Below are 20,702 nucleotides of genomic sequence, written 5' to 3'. Positions count from 1 at the left end.
GGTGATGTCCGTCGCCGGGTCAGGTGAGCGGCACGATGTCCGGCGCTCCCAGACGCGCCGCGTCCGCGGTCAGGTCGTCCGGCTGGAGCTGCGACTCCCGCTCGGCCTCCACCCGCTTGTCGTAGTGCACGACCTCGCGCTCGATCTGGTCCTCGTCCCAGCCGAGGACGGGCGCCATCAGTTCGGCGGCCTCGCGGGCGCTGCGGGTGCCCCGGTCGAAGGTCTCGATGGAGATGCGGGTACGGCGGGTGAGGACGTCGTCCAGGTGCCGGGCGCCCTCGTGCGACGCGGCGTAGACCACCTCGGCGCGCAGATAGTCGTCGGCGCCCGGTAGCGGCTCGCCGAGAGCGGGGTCGGCGGCGATGAGGTCCAGAATCTCCTCGGTCATAGAGCCGTAACGGTTCAGCAGGTGTTCCACGCGGACCACGTGCAGTCCGGTGCGGGCGGCGATCCGCGCGCGGGCGTTCCACAGCGCCTGGTACCCCTCCGCGCCGAGCAGCGGGACGTCCTCGGTCACGCAGTCGGCGACGCGCATGTCGAGGCCGTGCACCGCCTCGTCGACGGCGTCCTTGGCCATGACCCGGTAGGTCGTGTACTTGCCGCCCGCCACGACCACCAGGCCGGGCGCCGGATGCGCCACCGTGTGCTCGCGGGACAGCTTGCTGGTGGCGTCGGACTCGCCGGCCAGCAGTGGGCGCAGGCCGGCGTACACGCCCTCCACGTCGTCGCGGCTCAGCGGCACGGCGAGCACCGAGTTGACGTGTTCCAGCAGGTAGTCGATGTCCGCGCGGGAAGCGGCCGGGTGGGCCTTGTCGAGGTCCCAGTCGGTGTCGGTGGTGCCGATGATCCAGTGCCGGCCCCACGGGATGACGAACAGGACGGACTTCTCGGTGCGCAGGATCAGGCCGGTGGTGGAGTGGACGCGGTCCTTCGGCACCACCAGGTGGATTCCCTTGGAGGCACGGACGTGGAACTGGCCGCGCTCCCCCACCATGGCCTGGGTGTCGTCGGTCCACACGCCGGTGGCGTTGACGATCTGCTGGGCGCGGATCTCGTACTCCCCGCCGCCCTCCGCGTCCCGCACCCGGGCGCCGACGACCCGCTCGCCCTCGCGCAGAAAGCCGCTCACACGCGCGCGGTTGGCGACCTCGGCGCCGTACGACGCCGCCGTGCGCACCAGCGTCGCCACGTACCGGGCGTCGTCCACCTGGGCGTCGTAGTACTGCAGGGCGCCGACCAGGGCGTCCTTCTTCAGACAGGGGGCGACACGCAGGGCCTGGCGGTGCGTCAGGTGGCGGTGTACGGGCAGTCCCCGGCCGTGCTCGCGGGCCATGGACATCGCGTCGTAGAGGGCGACGCCCGAGCCGGCGTACCACCGCTCCCAGCCCCTGTGCTGCAACGGGTAGAGGAACGGCACCGGCTTGACCAGGTGCGGGGCGAGCCGCTCCAGGAGCAGGCCGCGTTCCTTCAGTGCCTCGCGGACCAGCGCGAAGTCGAGCATCTCCAGATAGCGCAGGCCGCCGTGGATGAGCTTGCTGGAGCGGCTGGAGGTGCCGGACGCCCAGTCGCGGGCCTCGACCAGCCCGGTGGACAGCCCGCGCGTGACGGCGTCCAGCGCCGTACCCGCGCCGACGACCCCGCCACCGACCACCAGAACGTCCAGTTCACGCTCCGCCATCGCCGCCAGCGCCTCGGCGCGCTGCTCCGGCCCCAGTGTCGCTGTCCTCACCGCTGCCTCCCGCTGTCGCAGACTCGCTCGCGTCGGCCGCACCCGGTGGGCGAAGCCCGGTTCACCTCCTGCTCATGCCCAAATTCTGACCGGCCTGCCCGGCTTCAGCCACCACGCGAGTCACCTCACGGTCGCGGCCTGAGCACAACAGGCGCGCAACCCACGGAAGACACACGAACACAATCCCACAAAACGGTCATATTTACTCCTAGTGTGACAGTGCACTCGCTCGTCTTGTCCACAGCGGTTGCGCACCTGTCCCGCTTCGGCTACTGGGAAGGACGGCCCACGCCATGCCCGCAGACCTCGCCGTCATCGGACTCGGCCCCTACGGCTTGCCGCTTGCCCAGGCCGCGGTGGCCGCAGGCATCGCCACCATCGGCTACGCCACCGGACCCGAGGCGGGCTCGCTCAGCCCTGCCGAGCTGCGCCGGATGCACTCCGCGGGCTTCCGGCCGGCCGGCGATCCCGCCCAGCTCGGCCGCGTGCGCACCGCGGTGATCTGCGCGCCGACCCCGCGTGGCGCCGACGGCGGGCTCGACCTCGGCCAGGTGGAGGCGGCGGCCCGCACCCTGGCCCAGCGGCTGCGCCCGCACACCACCGTGATCCTGGAGTCGCCCGTGGTCCCCGGGACGACCGAGGAGTTCCTGCGGCCCCTGCTGGAGAAGGGCTCCGGACTGCGCGCGGGCCGCGACTTCCACCTCGCCTACTCGCCCAGCCGGGTCGACCCCGGCAACCGCGAACACACCCCGGCCAACACACCGAAGGTCATCGGCGGCCTCACCCCGGCCTGCACCGAGTCGGCCGCCGCCTTCTACGGGCGGCTCACCGACAAGGTCGTCCGCGCGCGCGGACTGCGCGAGGCGGAGGCCGTGCAGCTGCTGGAGACCAACTACCGGCACGTCAACATCGCACTGGTCAACGAGATGGCCGTGCTGTGCCACGAGTTGGGCGTCGACCTGTGGGACGTCATCCGCTGCGCGGAGACCAAGCCCTTCGGGTTCCAGGCGTTCCGCCCCGGCCCGGGCGTCGGCGGGCCCGCCGTCCCGCAGGACCTGACCGGGCACGCGGTCCGTACCCTGCGCATGGTGGAACTGGCCCAGCAGGTCAACCACCGCATGCCCCGGTACGTCGTCCAGCGCTCCGCGGCCCTCCTCAACGAGCACGGCAAGTCGGCCCGCGGCGCGCGCGTGCTGCTGCTCGGTGTCACCTACAAGGCCGACCTCGCCGACCAACAGGGCACGCCCGCGCAGGAGATCGCGATCCGGCTGATGGAACTGGGCGCCTCTGTCAGCTACCACGACCCGTACGTGCCCGCGTGGAGCGTCCTGGAGCGGCCGGTCCCGCGCGCGGACTCCCTCTACGAGGCGGCGGCCGACGCCGATCTGACGATCCTGCTCCAGCAGCACCGCACGTACGACCTCCAGGGTCTTTCGGTGAAGGCGCAGTTGCTGCTGGACACCCGCGGGGCGACGCCGACGGGGGCGGCGCACCGGCTGTGACCTCCGGTTCCGAGTGGATCTCGAGCCGGTCTCAAGCAGAAAACGCCGGGGGCGCTGTCGTCCTCGGCTGTTAGTCTCCCCCGGACTCGACGCACACCCTGTGCGTGCGTCACCCACACTCTTGATCCAGTCAGTCCAGTTGTGCCACATCACGGGGGATTTCCTGTCATGAGCCAGTCAGCTCCGCCGCCGCAGCAGCCGCAGTACGGTCCGCCCGACGGCAACCCGTACGCCCAGCAGGCCCCGGCCGCCCCCGGTATGCCGTACGCGCCGCAGCCGGGCGGGTTCGCCCCGGCCGCGCCGCCCGCACCGGCCCCGCGCAGCCTGGTTCTCGGTCTCCTCGCCGCCCTGGCCGCCGCCGTGGTCGTCGGCAGCCTGTACGGCGTGATCATCGGCCTCACCAAGCACGAGATCGGCTGGGCCGCGGTCGGCGTCGGCTTCGTCATCGGTCTCGCCGCGGGCAAGGCGGGTGGCCGCAACCCTGCCGTCGCGATCGCCGCCGCCGTCCTCGCGCTCGGCTCGGTCTACCTCGGCCAGCTCGTCGGCGAGGCCATGATCATCGCCAAGCTGGTGCACGCCGGCTTCTCCGAGGTGTTCTTCGACCACCTGGACCTGGTCCAGAGGGCCTGGAAGGAGGATGCGGACCCGCTGACCTTCCTGTTCTTCGGCATCGCCGGGTACGCCGCGTTCTCCGGCACCAAGAAGGCCGCGGCCTGACCGTACCCTTCCCTGTCTTCCTGCTGCTGTTCGGGTCCGCCGCCCTGCTCCTCGGCAGCTGGGTCGCCCTCGACGCCCGGGGCGCCGCCACCGCCCTGGAGCGGTACGCCGAGCGCAACCACGAGCTGCGTACGGCCGCCATGGGCAGCTTCGAGCCGCCCCGGAGATGGGTCACGGCCGTCGGGTACCGCATCGGCGCCGGGCTCGTCGGCCTGTGCGGGGCCGTCCTGGTCCTGGCCGGCGTGACCGATCTCTGATCCGGCAGCACGAAATAGGGCGGCCCGTCCACCTCACGTGGACCGGCCGCCCTCTTTCGGCGTCGTACGGGGGTCAGCGCCGGTGCTGGCTGTCCGCCACCGTCACCTCGACGCGCTGGAACTCCTTCAGCTCGCTGTAGCCGGTGGTGGCCATGGCGCGGCGCAGGGCGCCGAAGAAGTTCATCGAGCCGTCGGGCGTGTGGGACGGGCCGGTCAGGATCTCCTCGACCGTGCCGACCGTGCCGAGGTCGACCTTCTTGCCGCGGGGCAGTTCCTCGTTGACCGCCTCCATGCCCCAGTGGTTGCCCCTGCCGGGCGCGTCCGTCGCGCGCGCGAGCGGGGATCCCATCATCACCGCGTCGGCGCCGCAGGCGACCGCCTTGGGCAGGTCGCCGGACCAGCCGACGCCGCCGTCCGCGATCACGTGCACGTACCGGCCGCCGGACTCGTCCATGTAGTCGCGGCGGGCGGCGGCCACGTCGGCGACGGCGGTGGCCATCGGGACCTGGATACCGAGGACGTTGCGCGTGGTGTGCGCGGCGCCGCCGCCGAAGCCGACCAGGACGCCGGCCGCGCCGGTGCGCATCAGGTGCAGGGCGGCGGTGTAGGTGGCGCAGCCGCCGACGATCACCGGGACGTCCAGCTCGTAGATGAACTGCTTCAGGTTCAGCGGCTCGTGCGAGGACGACACGTGCTCCGCCGAGACCGTCGTACCGCGGATGACGAAGATGTCCACGCCCGCGTCCACGACCGCCTTGGAGAACTGCGCGGTGCGCTGCGGGGAGAGCGCCGCCGCCGTGACCACGCCGGAGTCGCGCACCTCCTTGATGCGCGCGCCGATCAGCTCCTCCTTGATGGGGGCCGCGTAGATCTCCTGGAGGCGGCGGGTCGCCTGCTCGTCGGACAGGCCGACGATCTCGTCCAGCAGCGGCTGCGGGTCCTCGTACCGCGTCCACAGGCCCTCGAGGTTGAGCACGCCGAGGCCGCCCAGCTCACCGATGCGGATCGCGGTGGCCGGCGAGACGACCGAGTCCATGGGGGCCGCCAGGAAGGGCAGCTCGAAGCGGTAGGCGTCGATCTGCCAGGCGATCGAGACCTCCTTCGGGTCCCGCGTACGGCGGCTGGGGACGACGGCGATGTCGTCGAAGGCGTACGCCCGCCGCCCGCGCTTGCCGCGCCCGATCTCGATCTCAGTCACGATGGTGGCCTTTCCGTATGCGTTGCAGCGCCTTCCAGTATCGCCGACGGGTACGGCAACGGCGGCCCCGGAGTCCCGGGGCCGCCGTCGACGGCCGTCATACGCGCGTGTGCGTCACTTGTCGCCGCGCGTGTGCGTCACTTCCTGCTGTAGTTCGGCGCCTCGACCGTCATCTGGATGTCGTGCGGGTGGCTCTCCTTCAGGCCCGCCGAGGTGATCCGCACGAACCGGCCGTTGGTCTGCAGCTCCGGGACGGTCCTGCCGCCGACGTAGAACATCGACTGGCGCAGACCGCCGACCAGCTGGTGGACGACGGAGGACAGCGGGCCGCGGTAGGGCACCTGGCCCTCGATGCCCTCGGGGATCAGCTGCTCGTCGGAGGCGACGCCCTCCTGGAAGTAGCGGTCCTTGGAGAACGACCTGCGGTCGCCGCGGGTCTGCATGGCGCCGAGCGAGCCCATGCCGCGGTACGACTTGAACTGCTTGCCGTTGATGAACAGCAGCTCGCCCGGGGACTCCTCGCAGCCCGCGAGCAGCGAGCCGAGCATCACCGTGTCGGCGCCCGCGACCAGGGCCTTGGCGATGTCGCCGGAGTACTGCAGACCGCCGTCGCCGATCACCGGGACACCGGCTTCCTTGGCGGCGAGTGCGGCCTCGTAGATCGCGGTGACCTGCGGGACGCCGACACCGGCGACCACGCGGGTGGTGCAGATGGAGCCGGGGCCCACGCCGACCTTGATGCCGTCGGCGCCCGCGTCGACCAGCGCCTGGGCGCCGTCGCGCGTGGCGACGTTGCCGCCGATGACGTCGACGTTCGAGGAGTTCGACTTGATCTTGGCGATCATGTCGCCGACCAGGCGGGAGTGGCCGTGCGCGGTGTCCACGACGATGAAGTCGACGCCGACCTCGATCAGCGCCTGGGCGCGCTCGAAGGCGTCACCGGCCACACCGACCGCCGCGCCGACCAGCAGACGGCCCTCGGCGTCCTTGGCGGCGTTCGGGTACTTCTCCGCCTTGACGAAGTCCTTGACCGTGATCAGGCCCTTGAGGACACCGGCGTCGTCGACCAGCGGCAGCTTCTCGATCTTGTGCTTGCGCAGCAGCTCCATGGCCTCCGGCCCGGAGATGCCGACCTTGCCGGTGACCAGCGGCATCGGGGTCATGACCTCGTGCACACGGCGGGTGCGGTCGCTCTCGAAGGCCATGTCACGGTTGGTGACGATGCCGAGCAGCTTCTTGTCGCCGTCGGTCACCGGGACGCCGCTGATGCGGAACTTCGCGCACAGCGCGTCGGCCTCGGCGAGGGTGGCGTCCGGGTGGATCGTGATCGGGTCGGTGACCATGCCGGACTCGGAGCGCTTCACCAGGTCGACCTGGTTGGCCTGGTCCTCGATGGACAGGTTGCGGTGCAGGACGCCGACACCGCCCTGGCGGGCCATCGCGATCGCCATGCGGGACTCGGTCACCTTGTCCATGGCGGCGGACAGCAGCGGGATGTTGACCCGCACATTCTTGGAGACGTACGAGGCGGTGTCGATCTCGTCGGGTGCCATGTCCGACGGGCCCGGCAGCAGCAGCACGTCGTCGTAGGTCAGCCCGAGGGTCGCGAATTTTCCGGGCACTCCGTCGACGTTGGCAGTCATGACACCTTCCCCAATGGCCTTGATCGGTGCGGATGTCCATGCTAACGGGAAGCGTGGCTGGCAAATTCCACGGCGGCGGGTGACTTCGGGCCTCGTATGTTCGTACGGAACACCCGCCAACACCCGTTCTTACTGCTCGGCCAGCGCCCGCAGGCGGCTCAGGGCGCGGTGCTGGGCGACCCGGACCGCCCCTGGTGACATTCCCAACATTTGTCCCGTCTCCTCCGCGGTCAGGCCCACGGCGATGCGCAGCAGCAGCAGCTCGCGCTGGTTCTCCGGGAGGTTGGCGAGCAGCTTCTTGGCCCACTCGGCGTCGCTGCTGAGCAGGGCGCGCTCCTCGGGTCCGAGGGAGTCGTCGGGCCGCTCCGGCATCTCGTCGGACGGCACTGCCGTGGAGCCCGGGTGGCGCATCGCGGCGCGCTGGAGGTCGGCGACCTTGTGGGAGGCGATGGCGAAGACGAACGCCTCGAAGGGACGGCCGGTGTCGCGGTAGCGGGGCAGGGCGAGCAGGACGGCGACGCAGACCTCCTGGGCGAGGTCCTCCACGAAGTGGCGGGCGTCGCCGGGCAGCCTGGACAGCCGGGTGCGGCAGTAGCGCAGCGCCAGCGGGTGGACGTGCGCGAGCAGATCGTGCGTGGCCTGCGCGTCCCCGTCGACGGCGCGGTGCACGAGAGCACCGATCGCTCCGTGGGCCGTGCCCGCCTCGTCGTCGCGCATCGGTCCATGGTGCCCTGCGGCCGTCCGGTCCGTCGCATCGTGCTCTTGGTTGTGCACCGAAGCGTTATGAGCAGGTGCGCCGGCACTCATCCCCTGCGCCCTCCCCTTCCGCTCGACCGACTCGTCCCCGAGAGACTCCACATCTCAAGGATGCGGCATCCGCGCCGAAACAAGCATCGGCCGTCCGGCGGGCCGTCGTGCGCGGCGCCCGCGCCCCGCGCTCCGGGAGGAGGCCGCGGGACGCCGCATGGCGGGTCCGCGCACCGATCGGGGACGCAACGCAGCAGGTCAGACCGGTGGTCGGCGTCCACGGGAAGGCGCCGGGGGTGCCCGGAAACAGCCGGGATTCGCGCGACAACTGCTGGGGCTCAGACAGCGCAGGGGCGCACCGCTCACGGCCCGCGTGAGGAGGGCCACCCCTCACGCCCGTTCACGCCTCGCGCCCCCTCGGCCCTCGCCGCTTGGCCACTTGGCAAAGCGGTGTCAGCCGCCCAGGCCACGCCTCGCGGCACAGCGATGCCTTCCGGCACAGCGATGTCTTCGGCAGGGCCAGGCCGCCCCCGGCGGACCGATGCCCGCCGACGCCCCGGGCCCGCCGACCCACCGGGTAGCGCAGGACAGACCGCTTCCCGCGCACTCCGCGCGGACGGCGGGAGCACACCCGGCACCGTCCGTGACCCTGTCCGGCTTCCGGTCCGGCTTCCGGTCCGGCTGACCCGGGGTTCCGGGACGGCCGGCCCCGCCCGCGCCACGGCAGGCGGGGGAACCCGGTCGGCGGACCACTGGCCCGCCGCGGCGCACTCCCTACCGGACCAGTCCCCAGCGGAAGCCGAGCGCCACCGCGTGGGCCCGGTCCGAGGCGCCGAGCTTCTTGAACAGGCGGCGGGCGTGCGTCTTGACGGTGTCCTCGGAGAGGAACAGCTCCCGGCCGATCTCGGCGTTGGACCGGCCGTGGCTCATGCCCTCCAGCACCTGGATCTCACGCGCGGTGAGCGTGGGCGCGGCGCCCATCTCGGCCGATCGCAGACGGCGCGGGGCGAGTCGCCAGGTCGGGTCGGCGAGGGCCTGCGTCACCGTGGCGCGCAGTTCCGCGCGAGAGGCGTCCTTGTGCAGGTAGCCCCGGGCGCCGGCGGCGACCGCGAGGGCCACACCATCGAGGTCCTCGGCGACGGTGAGCATGATGATGCGTGCGCCCGGGTCGGCGGACAGCAGCCGGCGCACGGTCTCGACGCCGCCCAGACCGGGCATGCGCACGTCCATAAGGATCAGGTCGGAGCGGTCGGCGCCCCAGCGGCGGAGGACTTCCTCGCCGTTGGCCGCCGTCGTCACGCGCTCGACGCCGGGCACGGTCGCGACCGCGCGGCGCAGCGCCTCTCGGGCAAGCGGGGAGTCGTCGCAGACGAGGACGGATGTCATGACCGCCCTCCGCAGCTGATGCGCGTCACCTTGAGCCTCCAGGCTGGTACGGAATCGTCACCTGTGCGGTCGACCGTCTCGGACGCCTGCCCGAGCGCTTGTGTTTTCAACCGCCTCCGCACTCTCAACGACGGTCACTCGAAAGAGTTACGGGGCCGCATGCCGTCTTCGGCACCGTATGTGAGGGACCCGACACGGTGCAGACATACCCAACGGACCCTCAATTTTTCATCACGACCTATGCCCCGTTCAGACGCTTTTCTTCCCGTTTCGCGGTGTCCGGGGCTAGATTCGCAATGAGTCATATTTTCATCTCCTTAGACCGGAGATGTACGGTCGTTGGCACCGTATCTGCTCAGAACGGCTACAAGGGGTCACGTAATGGCAGATTTCTCCCGCCTTCCCGGACCGAACGCAGACCTGTGGGACTGGCAGCTGCTGGCCGCCTGCCGCGGGGTGGACAGCTCGCTCTTCTTCCACCCGGAGGGCGAGCGAGGGGCGGCTCGGAGCGCTCGCGAGAACTCGGCCAAAGAGGTGTGCATGAGGTGCCCCGTCCGCGCGGAGTGCGCGGCGCACGCGCTGGCCGTGCGTGAGCCGTACGGCGTGTGGGGCGGCCTGACCGAGGACGAGCGCGAAGAGCTGATGGGACGGGCACGCAACCGCCTGGTGTCGGCTACGACCACTGGCGCGGAGGCCGTCCCCGATGACTGAAGGAACGTTTCTGCAACTCCACCCCCCTGGGCACGCGCGCGCGTGCCCATGACTGTGTGGAGCCCCGCACCGACCCGGTGGGGCCCTTACACGTGCCCGGCCGCCCGGGCCAGCTGTTCCAGCGTCGCCGCCACGGCCGGTACCGGTGCCAGGTCGGGCAGGGTGAGGGCGACGATCTCCCGCCGTACCGCCGGTTCCAGCCGCACCGCCCGCACTCCCGTGGGCCGTACCGACTCCACCGCGAGCTGGGGCAGCACGGCGACCCCGAGACCCGCGCGGACCAGGCCGATCACCGCCGGGTAGTCGTCGGTGGCGAAGTCGATGCGCGGGGTGAAGCCGGCGTTCGCGCACGCCTCCACCAGCTGGCCGCGACAGCGCGGGCAGCCCGCGATCCAGGGCTCCTCCGCCAGGTCGGCGACGGCGACGGACTCCGCGCGCGCAAGCCGGTGGCGCTCGGGCACCAGGGCGACCAGGCGGTCCGTCAGCAGCGGCCGTACGACGAGGTCGTCCCACTCCTCGACCAGCGCGGCGCCCTCGTAGCGGAAGGCCAGCGCGAGGTCGCAGTCGCCGCCGCGCAGCAGCTCCACCGACCTCGGGGGCTCGGCCTCCTCCAGGGAGACACGGGTGCCGGGATGGGCGGCGCGCAGGGCGGCCAGGGCGGTGGGGACCAGGGTGGAACTGCCGCTCGGGAAGGAGACCAGCCGGACCCGGCCGGCCCTCAGCCCCGCGATGGCGGCGACCTCCTCCTCGGCGGCCGTGAGCCCGGCCAGGATGCCGGAGGCGTGCCGTACGAGGGCCTCGCCGGCCTGGGTGAGGCGCATCTCCCGGCCGCTGCGGACCAGCAGGGGGGTGCCGACCGAGGCCTCCAGGGCCTTCATCTGCTGGCTGACGGCGGGCTGGGTGCAGCCCAGTTCCCGTCCCGCCGCCGAGAAGGAGCCGGTGGTGGCGACGGCGCGCAGGACGCGGAGATGACGGGCCTCGATCACACCAGAATCATAAGGCAGCCTTGGGTGCGGCGGCCAATAATGCGTCGACTCTTTGAGGGTGGTCCCGTACGGTGCGTACATGAAGCTTCTCTCGGTCAATCTCGGCAGCCCGCGACCGGTGCCGTACACGGAGCAGCCGGACGGCCTGACCGGCATCGACAAGCGGCCCGTCGACGGTCCGGTGCGGGTGGCCGCCCCCGGGCCCAAGGGCGTCGGCGGGAGCGGGGTCGCCGGGGACGCGGTGTGCCACCTGCGGCACCACGGCGGGGACGACCAGGCGGTGTACGCGTTCGCACGCGAGGACCTCGACGACTGGGAGCGCGAGTTGGACCGGTCGTTGGGCAACGGCTGCTTCGGCGAGAACCTCACGACGGTGGGTCTGGACGTCTCCGGGGCACTGATCGGCGAACGCTGGCGGATCGGTTCCGAGGTGGTTCTGGAGGTGACCTCGGGTCGCATCCCGTGCAACACGTTCCAGGGCCACTTGGGCGAACGGGGCTGGGTGAAGAGGTTCACCCGAAAGGGCGCGACGGGTGCCTACCTGCGGGTGATCGAACCGGGCTCGATACAGGCGGGCGACCCGATCGAGATCGTGCACCGGCCGGAGCACTCGGTGACGGTGGCGATGGAGTTCCGCGCGGTCACCACCGAGCGGGAACTGCTGCCCCAGCTGCTCGTGGCGGGCGCGGCGCTGCACCCCGAGTCGCTGGCGAAGGCCCGCAGGTACGTGGCCGCGCAGGGCGGCTGAGCGGACGTCATTCCACCCTTCGGGAGGGCGCCGTGGACAGCGGACGCTGCCGGTCCCGGTCACTACCCTTGGGCCATGACAACGGCTCTGATTACGGGATCGACAGCGGGGATCGGTGCCGCGTTCGCGCGGCGGCTGGCGGCCGACGGGCATGACCTCGTCCTGGTGGCGCGGGACACCGGGCGACTGCGCGAGCAGGCGACGGAACTGCACGACCGGCACGGCATCGAGGCGGAGGTGCTGACCGCCGACCTGTCCGAGGACAAGGGCATCGAGGCGGTGGCCGAGCGGGTCGGCGACCGCCGCGACCCGGTCGATCTGCTGGTCAACAACGCCGGGTTCGGCAACAAGGGCCGCTATCTCGAGGTGTCGATGGCGGACGAGCTGAAGATGCTCAAGGTGCACTGCGAGGCCGTGCTGAGGCTGACCTCGGCGGCGGCCGAGGCGATGCGCGAGCGTGGCCGCGGCGGAGTGGTGAACGTGGCCTCGGTGGCGGCCTTCGTCCCCCGGGGGACGTACGGCGCCTCCAAGGCGTGGGTCGTGCAGTTCACGCAGGGCGCGGCGAGGGACCTCGCGGGCAGCGGGGTGCGGCTGATGGCGCTGTGCCCCGGCTTCGTGCGCACCGAGTTCCACCAGCGGGCCGGTATGGGCACGGACAACATCCCCGGCTGGATGTGGCTGGACGCGGACAAGCTGGTCGCGGCGGCGCTGGCCGACCTCGCGCGGGGCAGGACGCTGTCCATCCCCGACCCCCGCTACAAGGCGCTGATGGGCCTGGTGAAGGTGACCCCGCGGGGGCTGCTGGGCGGGATCACGTCCAAGACGGGGCGCAAGTACGGGCCGCGGTAGCGGGCGGGTGACGCGGTGGTTCCGGTGCGAAAATGGGCTGACGGAACCGGGCCAGGAGGCCGGGAGGTGGCGTCATGACCTTCGTACAGCTCATCGAGTGCAGGACCAGCCGGCTGGACGAGATGAACCGGCTCATCGACGACTGGGTCGCGCAGACCAAGGGAAAGCGCACGGCGACGCACGCGGTGGTCGGCAAGGACCGCTCCGACGCGTCGCACATCGTCGAAGTGGTGGAGTTCCCCTCGTACGAGGAGGCGATGCGGAACTCGAACCTGCCGGAGACCGACCGCGTCTACCGGGAACTGGTCGCGCTGTGCGACGAGACGCCGACCTTCATCGACCTGGACGTCCTGCGCGAGGAGCGGCCGGCGGAGGACACCGTGCGCCGGTTCTTCGAGGCGCTCGCGACCCCGGGCGAGCTGCCGCCGCTCAACGACCTGCTGGACGAGGACATCCACAGCCACGATCCGGTGAACCCGCAGGACACCATCGGGCTGGACAACGCCCGCAGCGAGTACCGGATGTGGCGCGGCGGCTTCGACTTCACGTTCACGATCGACGACGTGCTCACGCAGGACGACCGGGCCTGCGTGCGGTGGACCTGGAACGCCACGCACAAGGGCGACTTCCTGGGCATCGCGCCCACCGGCAGGCAGGTCGGCATGACCGGGCAGACCCTGTTCCGGTTCGCCCCCAACGGCAAGATCGCCGAGTTGTGGTGGCAGCACGACCAGCTGGGGCTGATGCAACAGCTGGGTGCGCTGGATGAGTTGGAGCAGTAGGCAGCGCGAAGGCCCGGCGCCTCTTTGGGGGCACCGGGCCTTCGCTGCGGTTCACCGACTACGGCTCACCGACGTACGTCAGTGGGCGTGACCGTGACCGTGGCCGTGGCCCGCCTCGGCCGACTCCTCTTCCTTCTTCTCGACGACCAGGGTCTCGGTCGTGAGCAGCAGGGAGGCGATGGAGGCGGCGTTCTCCAGGGCGGAGCGGGTGACCTTGACCGGGTCGATGACGCCCTGCTTGATCAGGTCGCCGTACTCGCCGGTGGCGGCGTTGTAGCCGCTGCCCTTGTCCAGGTCCTTGACCTTGGAGACGATGACGTAGCCCTCAAGGCCCGCGTTCTCCGCGATCCAGCGCAGCGGCTCGACCACGGCGTTGCGGACGACGGAGACACCGGTGGCCTCGTCGCCGGCCTTGTCGAGGTTGCCCTCGAGGACCTTGGAGGCGTGGACCAGGGCGGAGCCACCACCGGAGACGATGCCCTCCTCGACCGCGGCGCGGGTCGCGGAGATGGCGTCCTCCAGACGGTGCTTCTTCTCCTTCAGCTCCACCTCGGTGGCGGCGCCGACCTTGATCACGCACACGCCGCCGGCCAGCTTGGCGAGACGCTCCTGGAGCTTCTCGCGGTCCCAGTCGGAGTCGGTGTTCTCGATCTCGGCCTTGATCTGCGCGACGCGGCCGTGCACGTCCTCGGACTTGCCGGCGCCGTCGACGATCGTGGTGTCGTCCTTGGTGACGGTGACGCGGCGGGCGGAACCGAGCACGTCGACGCCGACCTGGTCGAGCTTGAGGCCGACCTCCTCGGAGATGACGGTGGCGCCGGTGAGGATCGCCATGTCCTGCAGCATCGCCTTGCGGCGGTCACCGAAGCCCGGGGCCTTGACGGCGACGGCGTTGAACGTGCCGCGGATCTTGTTGACGACCAGGGTCGACAGGGCCTCGCCCTCGACATCCTCGGCGATGATCAGCAGCGGCCGGGAGGAACCGGCCTGGATGACCTTCTCGAGCAGCGGCAGCAGGTCGGCGATGGCCGAGATCTTGCCCTGGTTGATGAGGATGAAGGGGTCCTCGAGGACGGCCTCCATGCGCTCCTGGTCCGTCACGAAGTACGGCGACAGGTAGCCCTTGTCGAAGGCCATGCCCTCGGTGAAGTCCAGCTCGAGACCGAAGGTGTTGGACTCCTCGACGGTGATGACACCGTCCTTGCCGACCTTGTCCATCGCCTCGGCGATCAGCTCGCCGACCTGCTGGTCCTGGGCGGACAGCGCGGCGACGGCGGCGATGTCGGACTTCTCGTCGATCGGGCGGGCCGTGGCCAGCAGGTCCTCGGAGATGGCGGCGACGGCCGCGTCGATGCCCTTCTTCAGGGCGGCCGGGGAGGCGCCGGCGGCCACGTTCTTCAGACCCTCGCGGACGAGCGCCTGGGCCAGGACCGTGGCGGTGGTGGTGCCGTCACCCGCGATGTCGTTGGTCTTGGTCGCCACCTCCTTCACCAGCTGCGCGCCGAGGTTCTCGTACGGGTCGTCGATCTCCACCTCGCGGGCGATCGTGACACCGTCGTTGGTGATGGTCGGGGCGCCGAACTTCTTGTCGATGACGACGTTGCGGCCCTTGGGGCCGATCGTCACCTTCACCGTGTCGGCAAGCTTGTTGACGCCGCGCTCAAGGGCGCGACGGGCGTCCTCGTCGAACTTCAGGATCTTCGCCATGGCAGCGGGAGCCCTCTCGGAAATCTGTGGGTGTAAAGACGCTGCGCCCCCGACGCCCGGCTTCTTTTCGGTCGCGGGGGCCAGGGGCGCAGCTCAAGGCAAAGGGTCTTGCCGAGGTTTACTTCTCGATGATCGCGAGGACGTCGCGAGCCGAGAGGACGAGGTACTCCTCGCCGTTGTACTTGACCTCGGTGCCGCCGTACTTGCTGTAGAGGACGACGTCGCCGACCTTGACGTCGAGCGGAAGACGCTCGCCGTTCTCGAACCGGCCCGGGCCCACGGCGAGGACAGCACCCTCCTGGGGCTTCTCCTTCGCAGTGTCCGGGATGACCAGGCCAGAGGCCGTGGTCTGCTCGGCGTCCAGCGGCTGGACCACGATGCGGTCCTCAAGCGGCTTGATGGCAACCTTGGAGCTGGCGGTCGTCACGATCCGACCTCCCCCTTCGGAGATCTCACGGGGTTAACTGTCTGAGGTGGCGACCAGGTGGATCCGTCGTCGCGGGTGCCGGACCTGCCCGTCGCTTTGTTGGCACTCTCCCTGGGGGAGTGCCAGAGCCGAGACTATGACCGCGATTAGCACTCGGTCAAGCGGAGTGCCAATGCCGGTGGCGCGTCGGCCGCGTTCGGGTGGCTGGTTGCCGCGGTCGGCGCCCTGTGCCGGGCCGGACCGTCCGGCTACAGGTAGTCCTCGAGGCGGGCCACCGTCAGGCCCCTCTCCTGCACGCTCCTCAACAGACGGGTCGTGCGCTCCCGCAGGGCCCGGCCGCTCGCGCCGTCCGGGTTCAGGGACACGATGTCGCCGGGGCGCAGGAGGTGCGGCCCCCGGGTGAAGGTCAGGGTGCGGGGGCCCATGGCCGCGCGCCAGAGGACGACGGCGGAGATGCCGCAGGCCGCCGCCGCGCGCAGGGTGACGGCGTCGTAGGCGCCGTAGGGCGGACGCAGGAGGCGGGGGTGCAGACCCAGGCGGGACCTGAGCGCGTGCTGCTGGGCGCAGATCTCGGCGCGCTGCTCGGCGTAGGACACCCCGGGCAGGGCCTGGTGGCCGCGGGTGCGGTTCTCGATGCCGGCGCCGGCCGAGCTGAGGCGGACGGTGTGCGCGCGGCCATGGCCGGCCCCGGCGCCGGTGACGAACATGCTGACGGGCAGCCGCAGTTCGCGGACCATGTCGATGAAGCGGGGGTCCTGCTCGGCACCGTCGGCGAACGTGCCGGCATAGGTGTCGTCGTACGTGAGGAAGACGACCTTGTCGCGGGTGGCGACGTGGTCCAGGACGGGGGCCGGGCCGGTGCCGGGGGCGCGGGCCGAGCCCGTGGACAGGGGGCGGGCGGGACGCGCCGGGGGGTGGGTCAGGGGAGCGGCCAGGCCCCAGTGGCGGTAGGGCTCGTCGGCATCGGGGCCGTGCTGCCGTACCCGCTGGGCCGCTTTCTTGCCGAGCCGTTCGATGGGGTCGACCGACTGGGCGCAGCCGGTGAGGAGGAGGGCCGGGGCGAGAACGGCGGCCAGGCACCGCAGGCTTCCTCCGCGCCTCACAGGTAGTCCTCCAGGCGGGCCACGGCATATCCCTCGGCGGTGACCTTGTCCAGGAAGCGGCGCATGTCGTCGACCATCGTGCCGTTCCAGTCGTTCCGGCCGCGGAAGTGGGTGAGCACGATGTCACCGGGGTGCAGGCTGCGGTCCCACTCGCGGTACTCCCAGTGGTCGACGAAGACCTCTTCGTCCCAGATCGGCGCGTACTTGATCCCGCACGCTTTGGCCGCGCGCAGGGTGTCGCCGTTGTAGTTGCCGTAGGGCGGGCGGAAGACGGTGGGGGCCTTGCCGAAGCGCCTCTTCATGACGGCCTGCATGCCGCAGATCTCGCCCTTCTGCTCCTCGTAGGACAGGCCTGGCAGATAGGGGTGGGTGAGGGTGTGGTTGTTGAGCGTGTGGCCCTGGGACTGCATCGTGCGGAAGTAGCTGTAGTTGTCCTTGATGAGGTAGTTGCTGAGGAACGCGCTGTAGGGGATCTTCAGGTCGCTCATCATGCGCAGGAAGGCGGGGTCCTTCTCCGCGCCGTCGTCGATGGTGAGGAAGACGATCTTCTGCTTGGTCGGGACGGTGGTGAAGACGGGAGGGAGGTGTTCCTCCTCCTGGCCGTCCACCTCGAAGCCCTTGCGTGCGGTGATCGTCGGCTTCGTGGCGGGCGGGGCCGGCGGGGACAAGGGGGTGCCGACCAGGCCCCAGCGCCTGGCGGCGGCGGCCAGGCGGGCGCGCTCGGCGGCGAGGCGGGTGGCGTAGGAGTCCAGGGCCCGGGCGGGGTCGCGCCGGGCGGGCGGCTGGCCGGGGGCGGGGTGAGCGGCGGAGTCGGGGCCCGGGGCGGCGCAGCCGGAGACGACGGCGGCGGACGCCAGCGCGGCGGCACCGCAGCGGAGGCCCACCTTGCGCACCGACGACCGGAACGACAGCCGGGACGACAGCCGCGACAACGACCGGAACGACAGCCGGGACGACGACCGGGACGACAGCCGGAAGGACGGCCCGAACAGCGCCCGGAGCGGCGGCCGGACCATCAGACGGAAGAGCGACCGATTTTTATCGTTTTGTACGACTGCTCGCATGATGTCGGATCCTTCCAGGCCCCGCCCCGGAATCCGGGCCGACACCGCCGCCGGAGGCGTACCGTCCACCGACTGGACCACAATGACCCGGTGAACGACGATCCGGTGAACGACCTCGCTCTCCTCCTCACCTCCGAAGGCCGCGCCCTCCTCGACGAGGTGCGCGGCACCGAGCCCGCGCAGGAGCTGGCCGTCGCCACCCGGCTGCGCCGCGAGCACCCCGCGGAACTGGTGTCGGCGGCACTCGGCCAGGCCCGGCTGCGGCAGCGGGCGGCGGCGAAGTTCGGCGCGGCGGACGCGGAACGCATGTTCTTCACGCCGAACGGGGTCGAACAGTCGACCAGGACGAGCGTCGCCGCCTACCGGGCGCGGCGGATGAAGGACCTGGGTGTCGGCTCGGTCGCCGACCTGTGCTGCGGCATCGGCGGTGACGCGATCGCGCTGGCGCGGGCCGGGATCCGGGTGCTGGCCGTGGACCGGGACCCGCTGACGGCAGCCGTGGCGCGGGCGAACGCCGAGGAGCTGGGGCTCGCCGGGCTGATCGAGGTACGCGAGGCGGACGTCACCGAGGTGGACACGGCCGGTTTCGACGCCGTGTTCGTGGACCCGGCGCGGCGCGGCGGACGCGGGCGGATCTTCGACCCGGAGGCCTACTCCCCGCCGTTGTCCTGGGCGGTCGCCACGGCCCTGCGGGCTCCCCGCGCCGCTCTGAAGATCGCCCCCGGCATCCCGCACGAGGCGGTCCCCGCCGAGGCCGAGGCCGAGTGGATCTCCGACGGCGGCGACGTGAAGGAGGCCGTGCTGTGGTTCGGGACAGAGCCCGGCCGCGTCCGGGCCACCCTGCTGCCCGGCCCGCGCACCCTGCCCGGCCGGGGGCTGCCCGATCCCGAGGTGCGGCCGGTGGGGCGGTACCTGTACGAGCCGGACGGCGCCGTGATCCGGGCCCATCTGGTCGCGGAGGTGGCCGAGGAGGTCGGCGGCGGGCTCGTCGACGCCACCATCGCCTACGTCACGGCCGACGAGCTGCGGCCCACGCCGTACGCCACCGCCTACGAGATCAGCGACCGGCTCCCCTTCAACGTCAAGAAGCTGAAGGCGCTGCTGCGGGAGCGGGAGGTCGGCACGCTGACCGTGAAGAAGCGCGGGTCGGCGGTCGAGCCCGAGGAACTGCGCCGGAAGGTCAAGCCGCAGGGGCCGAACGCGGCGACCGTGTTCCTCACCCGCGTGGCGGGGGCGCCGACCATGCTGATCGGCGCCCCCGCGTCCTGAGCGGCGCAGGGCCGCGGCCGGCCGGCGGCTGCGAGGTTCACGCGCCGCACTCCGCGGCCCTGCCCAGCAGCAGTTGCCGCTCCCTGTCGTTGCGCGTGAGTCCGGCCGCGCGTACGAACTCCTCCCGGGCCTCGGCGGTGCGCCCGAGGCGTGCCAGCAGGTCGCCGCGGACGCTGGGCAGCAGGTGGTAGTCACGCAGGGACGGTTCGGCGGTCAGGGCGTCCACCAGGGCGAGTCCCGCGGCCGGGCCCTGCGCCATCGACACGGCGACCGCGCGGTTCAACTCGACCACCGGGGACGGCGACCGGGCCGCCAGCAGACCGTACAGCGCGGCGATGGCGGTCCAGTCCGTGTCCTCGTAGGTGTGGGCGTGGGCGTGGCACGCGGCGATGGCGGCCTGCAGGACGTAGGGGCCGGGGACGCCCGACGGGGATCCCCCCTGCCCGAGCGGAGCCGAGAGCCTGGGGGACACGGCGCCGGCGCGGCCGAGGGCGCGGATGCCGCGCGCGATGAGCAGGCGGTTCCAGCGGCGGCGGTTCTGGTCCTTCAGCAGCACCGGGTGCCCGTCGGGATCGGTGCGGGCGGCGGCGCGCGAGGCCTGGAACTCCAGGAGCGCGGCCAGGCCGTGCGCCTCGGGCTCCTTGGGCATCAGCGCGGCCAGCACCCGGGCCAGCCGCAGGGCGTCCTCGCACAGCCCGGGGCGCAGCCAGTCGTCGCCCGCGGTGGCCGCGTACCCCTCGTTGAAGATCAGGTAGATGACGTCCAGGACGGACCCGAGGCGGGCCTCGCGGTCGGGGCCGTACGGCACCTCGAAGGCGATGTTCTTCCGCGCGAGGGTGCGCTTGGCGCGGACGATGCGCTGGGCGATCGTCGGCTCGGGGACGAGGTAGGCGCGGGCGATCTCGGCCGTCGTCAGACCGCCGAGCAGGCGCAGGGTGAGCGCGGTGCGGGCCTCGGCGGACAGCACCGGATGGCAGGTGGTGAAGAGCAGGCGGAGCAGGTCGTCGTCGATGCCGTCGGGGTCGGCGGGCTCCTCGGGCGGGGCCGTGGTCCGCAGGTCCCGCCCGATCTCGGCGAGCTTGCGGGCGTACGCCTCCTTGCGCCGGACCAGGTCGACGGCGCGGCGGCGGGCGGTGACCATGAGCCAGGCGCCCGGGTTGTCGGGCACACCGTCCCGGGGCCACTGCTCCAGGGCAGCGACCAGCGCGTCCTGCGCGAGTTCCTCGGCGATGCCGACGTCCCGGACGATCCGGGTGACACCGGCGATCACCCGCGGTGCCTCCAGGCGGAAGACGGTCTCGATCGCGTGCGCCGCCTCGACGGGGCGTGCAGCGGCGGGCTGTGGTTCCACAGCCCACCATGCAACACCCGGGAAGGCTTCCGGGGCCAACGCGCGGTCAGGCCTCGGCGATCTCGCGCACCTCGCAGGTGACGGTCCAGAACTCCTCGTGGACCTTCAGGAAGCGCTTGGTCCACTCCAGGGCCTCGGCCTTGTCCTTGCACTGCATGATCGCGTAGCCGCCGATGACCTCCTTGGACTCGGTGAACGGGCCGTCGGTGACGGAGAGCTTGCCGTTCTCCCAGCGCACGGTGGTGCCCTGGGCGGACGGGGTGAGCCCGGCGGTGTCGAGCATGACTCCGGCCTTGGTGATCTCCTCGATCAGCTCGCCCATCCGCCGCATCAGCTCCTCGCTGGGCCCGCCGGCCGGGGCGGAGGACTCGTCGATGTGCACGATCGACAGGTAGCGGGGCATGGTGACTCCTTCGGTCGCGGCGGCGGGGCCGTTCCCCGCCGCTCACCCATGTGTCGAACGGGAGACCTCCGCATCGACACCGTCCCGGGAGATCTTCCGATCTTTTCTCGGCGAACCGGTTCG

Annotated in this window: 19 protein-coding genes; 7 read left to right on the top strand and 12 right to left on the bottom strand. The window is 71.5% G+C overall.

Annotated features, from left to right (window positions below; genetic code table 11):
* Nucleotides 1-19 precede the first annotated feature (19 nt).
* Nucleotides 20-1,729 (bottom strand): glycerol-3-phosphate dehydrogenase/oxidase, encoded by a 1,710-nt coding sequence (locus K7G59_RS19860; protein WP_225836050.1) that lies wholly within the window; start codon nucleotides 1,727-1,729, stop codon nucleotides 20-22.
* A gap of 293 nt (nucleotides 1,730-2,022) precedes the next feature.
* Here K7G59_RS19860 and K7G59_RS19855 point away from each other — a divergent pair, with 293 nt between their 5' ends.
* Together K7G59_RS19855 and K7G59_RS19850 are read left to right on the top strand one after the other, a co-directional pair.
* Entirely contained in the window at nucleotides 2,023-3,231 is a 1,209-nt protein-coding gene (locus K7G59_RS19855) for a nucleotide sugar dehydrogenase (RefSeq protein ID WP_225836049.1), read from the top strand.
* A 168-nt stretch (nucleotides 3,232-3,399) separates the two neighbouring features.
* Nucleotides 3,400-3,948 (top strand): hypothetical protein, encoded by a 549-nt coding sequence (locus tag K7G59_RS19850; protein WP_225836048.1) that lies wholly within the window; start codon nucleotides 3,400-3,402, stop codon nucleotides 3,946-3,948.
* A gap of 330 nt (nucleotides 3,949-4,278) precedes the next feature.
* Here K7G59_RS19850 and K7G59_RS19845 read toward each other — a convergent pair whose 3' ends face one another.
* The 4 genes from K7G59_RS19845 to K7G59_RS19830 form a co-directional block, all read right to left on the bottom strand.
* Complete coding sequence (locus K7G59_RS19845) at nucleotides 4,279-5,403, bottom strand: GuaB3 family IMP dehydrogenase-related protein (RefSeq protein ID WP_225836047.1); 1,125 nt, start codon at nucleotides 5,401-5,403, stop codon at nucleotides 4,279-4,281.
* Nucleotides 5,404-5,540: 137 nt separating this feature from the next.
* Nucleotides 5,541-7,046 (bottom strand): IMP dehydrogenase, encoded by a 1,506-nt coding sequence (guaB, locus tag K7G59_RS19840; protein ID WP_225836044.1) that lies wholly within the window; start codon nucleotides 7,044-7,046, stop codon nucleotides 5,541-5,543.
* 129 nt (nucleotides 7,047-7,175) lie between these two features.
* A complete protein-coding gene (locus tag K7G59_RS19835) occupies nucleotides 7,176-7,763 on the bottom strand; it encodes a sigma-70 family RNA polymerase sigma factor (protein WP_121787335.1) in 588 nt (195 codons plus the stop codon).
* An 804-nt stretch (nucleotides 7,764-8,567) separates the two neighbouring features.
* A complete protein-coding gene (locus K7G59_RS19830) occupies nucleotides 8,568-9,179 on the bottom strand; it encodes a response regulator transcription factor (RefSeq protein WP_003948568.1) in 612 nt (203 codons plus the stop codon).
* A 381-nt stretch (nucleotides 9,180-9,560) separates the two neighbouring features.
* Between K7G59_RS19830 and K7G59_RS19825 the strand changes: the two genes are divergently transcribed.
* The gene (locus K7G59_RS19825) at nucleotides 9,561-9,890 is read left to right on the top strand and encodes a WhiB family transcriptional regulator (protein ID WP_225836043.1); all 330 of its coding nucleotides are present in this window, start codon (nucleotides 9,561-9,563) and stop codon (nucleotides 9,888-9,890) included.
* Nucleotides 9,891-9,976: 86 nt separating this feature from the next.
* Here the strand turns inward: K7G59_RS19825 and K7G59_RS19820 are convergent, their stop codons facing one another.
* Nucleotides 9,977-10,876, bottom strand: a complete 900-nt coding sequence (locus K7G59_RS19820) for a LysR family transcriptional regulator (protein WP_225836040.1) — start codon at nucleotides 10,874-10,876, stop codon at nucleotides 9,977-9,979.
* A gap of 79 nt (nucleotides 10,877-10,955) precedes the next feature.
* On the opposite strand from K7G59_RS19820, the gene K7G59_RS19815 reads away from it, so the two are divergent.
* From K7G59_RS19815 to K7G59_RS19805, 3 genes are all read left to right on the top strand, one after another.
* Nucleotides 10,956-11,624: an MOSC domain-containing protein gene (locus K7G59_RS19815; protein WP_225836038.1), complete on the top strand. Its 669-nt coding sequence runs from the start codon at nucleotides 10,956-10,958 to the stop codon at nucleotides 11,622-11,624.
* Between the two features lie 75 nt (nucleotides 11,625-11,699).
* Complete coding sequence (locus tag K7G59_RS19810; RefSeq protein WP_225836037.1) at nucleotides 11,700-12,473, top strand: SDR family oxidoreductase; 774 nt, start codon at nucleotides 11,700-11,702, stop codon at nucleotides 12,471-12,473.
* Between the two features lie 74 nt (nucleotides 12,474-12,547).
* On the top strand, nucleotides 12,548-13,255 hold the full coding sequence (locus K7G59_RS19805) for an ester cyclase (protein WP_225836035.1): 708 nt from the start codon (nucleotides 12,548-12,550) through the stop codon (nucleotides 13,253-13,255).
* Between the two features lie 78 nt (nucleotides 13,256-13,333).
* Here K7G59_RS19805 and groL read toward each other — a convergent pair whose 3' ends face one another.
* The 4 genes from groL to K7G59_RS19785 all read right to left on the bottom strand — a co-directional run bounded on the left by groL (nucleotide 13,334) and on the right by K7G59_RS19785 (nucleotide 17,508).
* Nucleotides 13,334-14,962: a chaperonin GroEL gene (groL, locus tag K7G59_RS19800; RefSeq protein ID WP_225836033.1), complete on the bottom strand. Its 1,629-nt coding sequence runs from the start codon at nucleotides 14,960-14,962 to the stop codon at nucleotides 13,334-13,336.
* 118 nt (nucleotides 14,963-15,080) lie between these two features.
* Nucleotides 15,081-15,389 (bottom strand): co-chaperone GroES, encoded by a 309-nt coding sequence (gene groES, locus K7G59_RS19795; protein ID WP_039652762.1) that lies wholly within the window; start codon nucleotides 15,387-15,389, stop codon nucleotides 15,081-15,083.
* Between the two features lie 248 nt (nucleotides 15,390-15,637).
* Nucleotides 15,638-16,492 carry a polysaccharide deacetylase family protein gene (locus K7G59_RS19790; protein ID WP_225836032.1) on the bottom strand — a complete coding sequence of 285 codons (855 nt, stop codon included), beginning with the start codon at nucleotides 16,490-16,492 and terminating at the stop codon, nucleotides 15,638-15,640.
* A complete protein-coding gene (locus tag K7G59_RS19785; protein WP_225836031.1) occupies nucleotides 16,489-17,508 on the bottom strand; it encodes a polysaccharide deacetylase family protein in 1,020 nt (339 codons plus the stop codon). The genes K7G59_RS19790 and K7G59_RS19785 overlap by 4 nt, the downstream gene beginning before the upstream one ends.
* Nucleotides 17,509-17,661: 153 nt before the next feature.
* Here K7G59_RS19785 and K7G59_RS19780 point away from each other — a divergent pair, with 153 nt between their 5' ends.
* Nucleotides 17,662-18,825, top strand: coding sequence for a methyltransferase domain-containing protein (locus K7G59_RS19780; protein ID WP_225836239.1), 1,164 nt, complete (start codon nucleotides 17,662-17,664; stop codon nucleotides 18,823-18,825).
* Nucleotides 18,826-18,862: 37 nt separating this feature from the next.
* On the opposite strand, the gene K7G59_RS19775 is transcribed toward K7G59_RS19780, so the two are convergent.
* Both K7G59_RS19775 and K7G59_RS19770 read right to left on the bottom strand, forming a co-directional pair.
* On the bottom strand, nucleotides 18,863-20,176 hold the full coding sequence (locus K7G59_RS19775; protein ID WP_225836030.1) for an RNA polymerase sigma factor: 1,314 nt from the start codon (nucleotides 20,174-20,176) through the stop codon (nucleotides 18,863-18,865).
* A gap of 46 nt (nucleotides 20,177-20,222) precedes the next feature.
* Nucleotides 20,223-20,579, bottom strand: coding sequence for a YciI family protein (locus K7G59_RS19770; protein ID WP_225836029.1), 357 nt, complete (start codon nucleotides 20,577-20,579; stop codon nucleotides 20,223-20,225).
* Between the last annotated feature and the right edge of the window lie 123 nt (nucleotides 20,580-20,702).

This window comes from Streptomyces sp. NK08204 (assembly GCF_020400585.1).
Lineage (GTDB): Bacteria > Actinomycetota > Actinomycetes > Streptomycetales > Streptomycetaceae > Streptomyces.
Note: the sequence above shows the minus strand (reverse complement) of the source record. Positions and strands in the feature narration are given on the sequence as shown.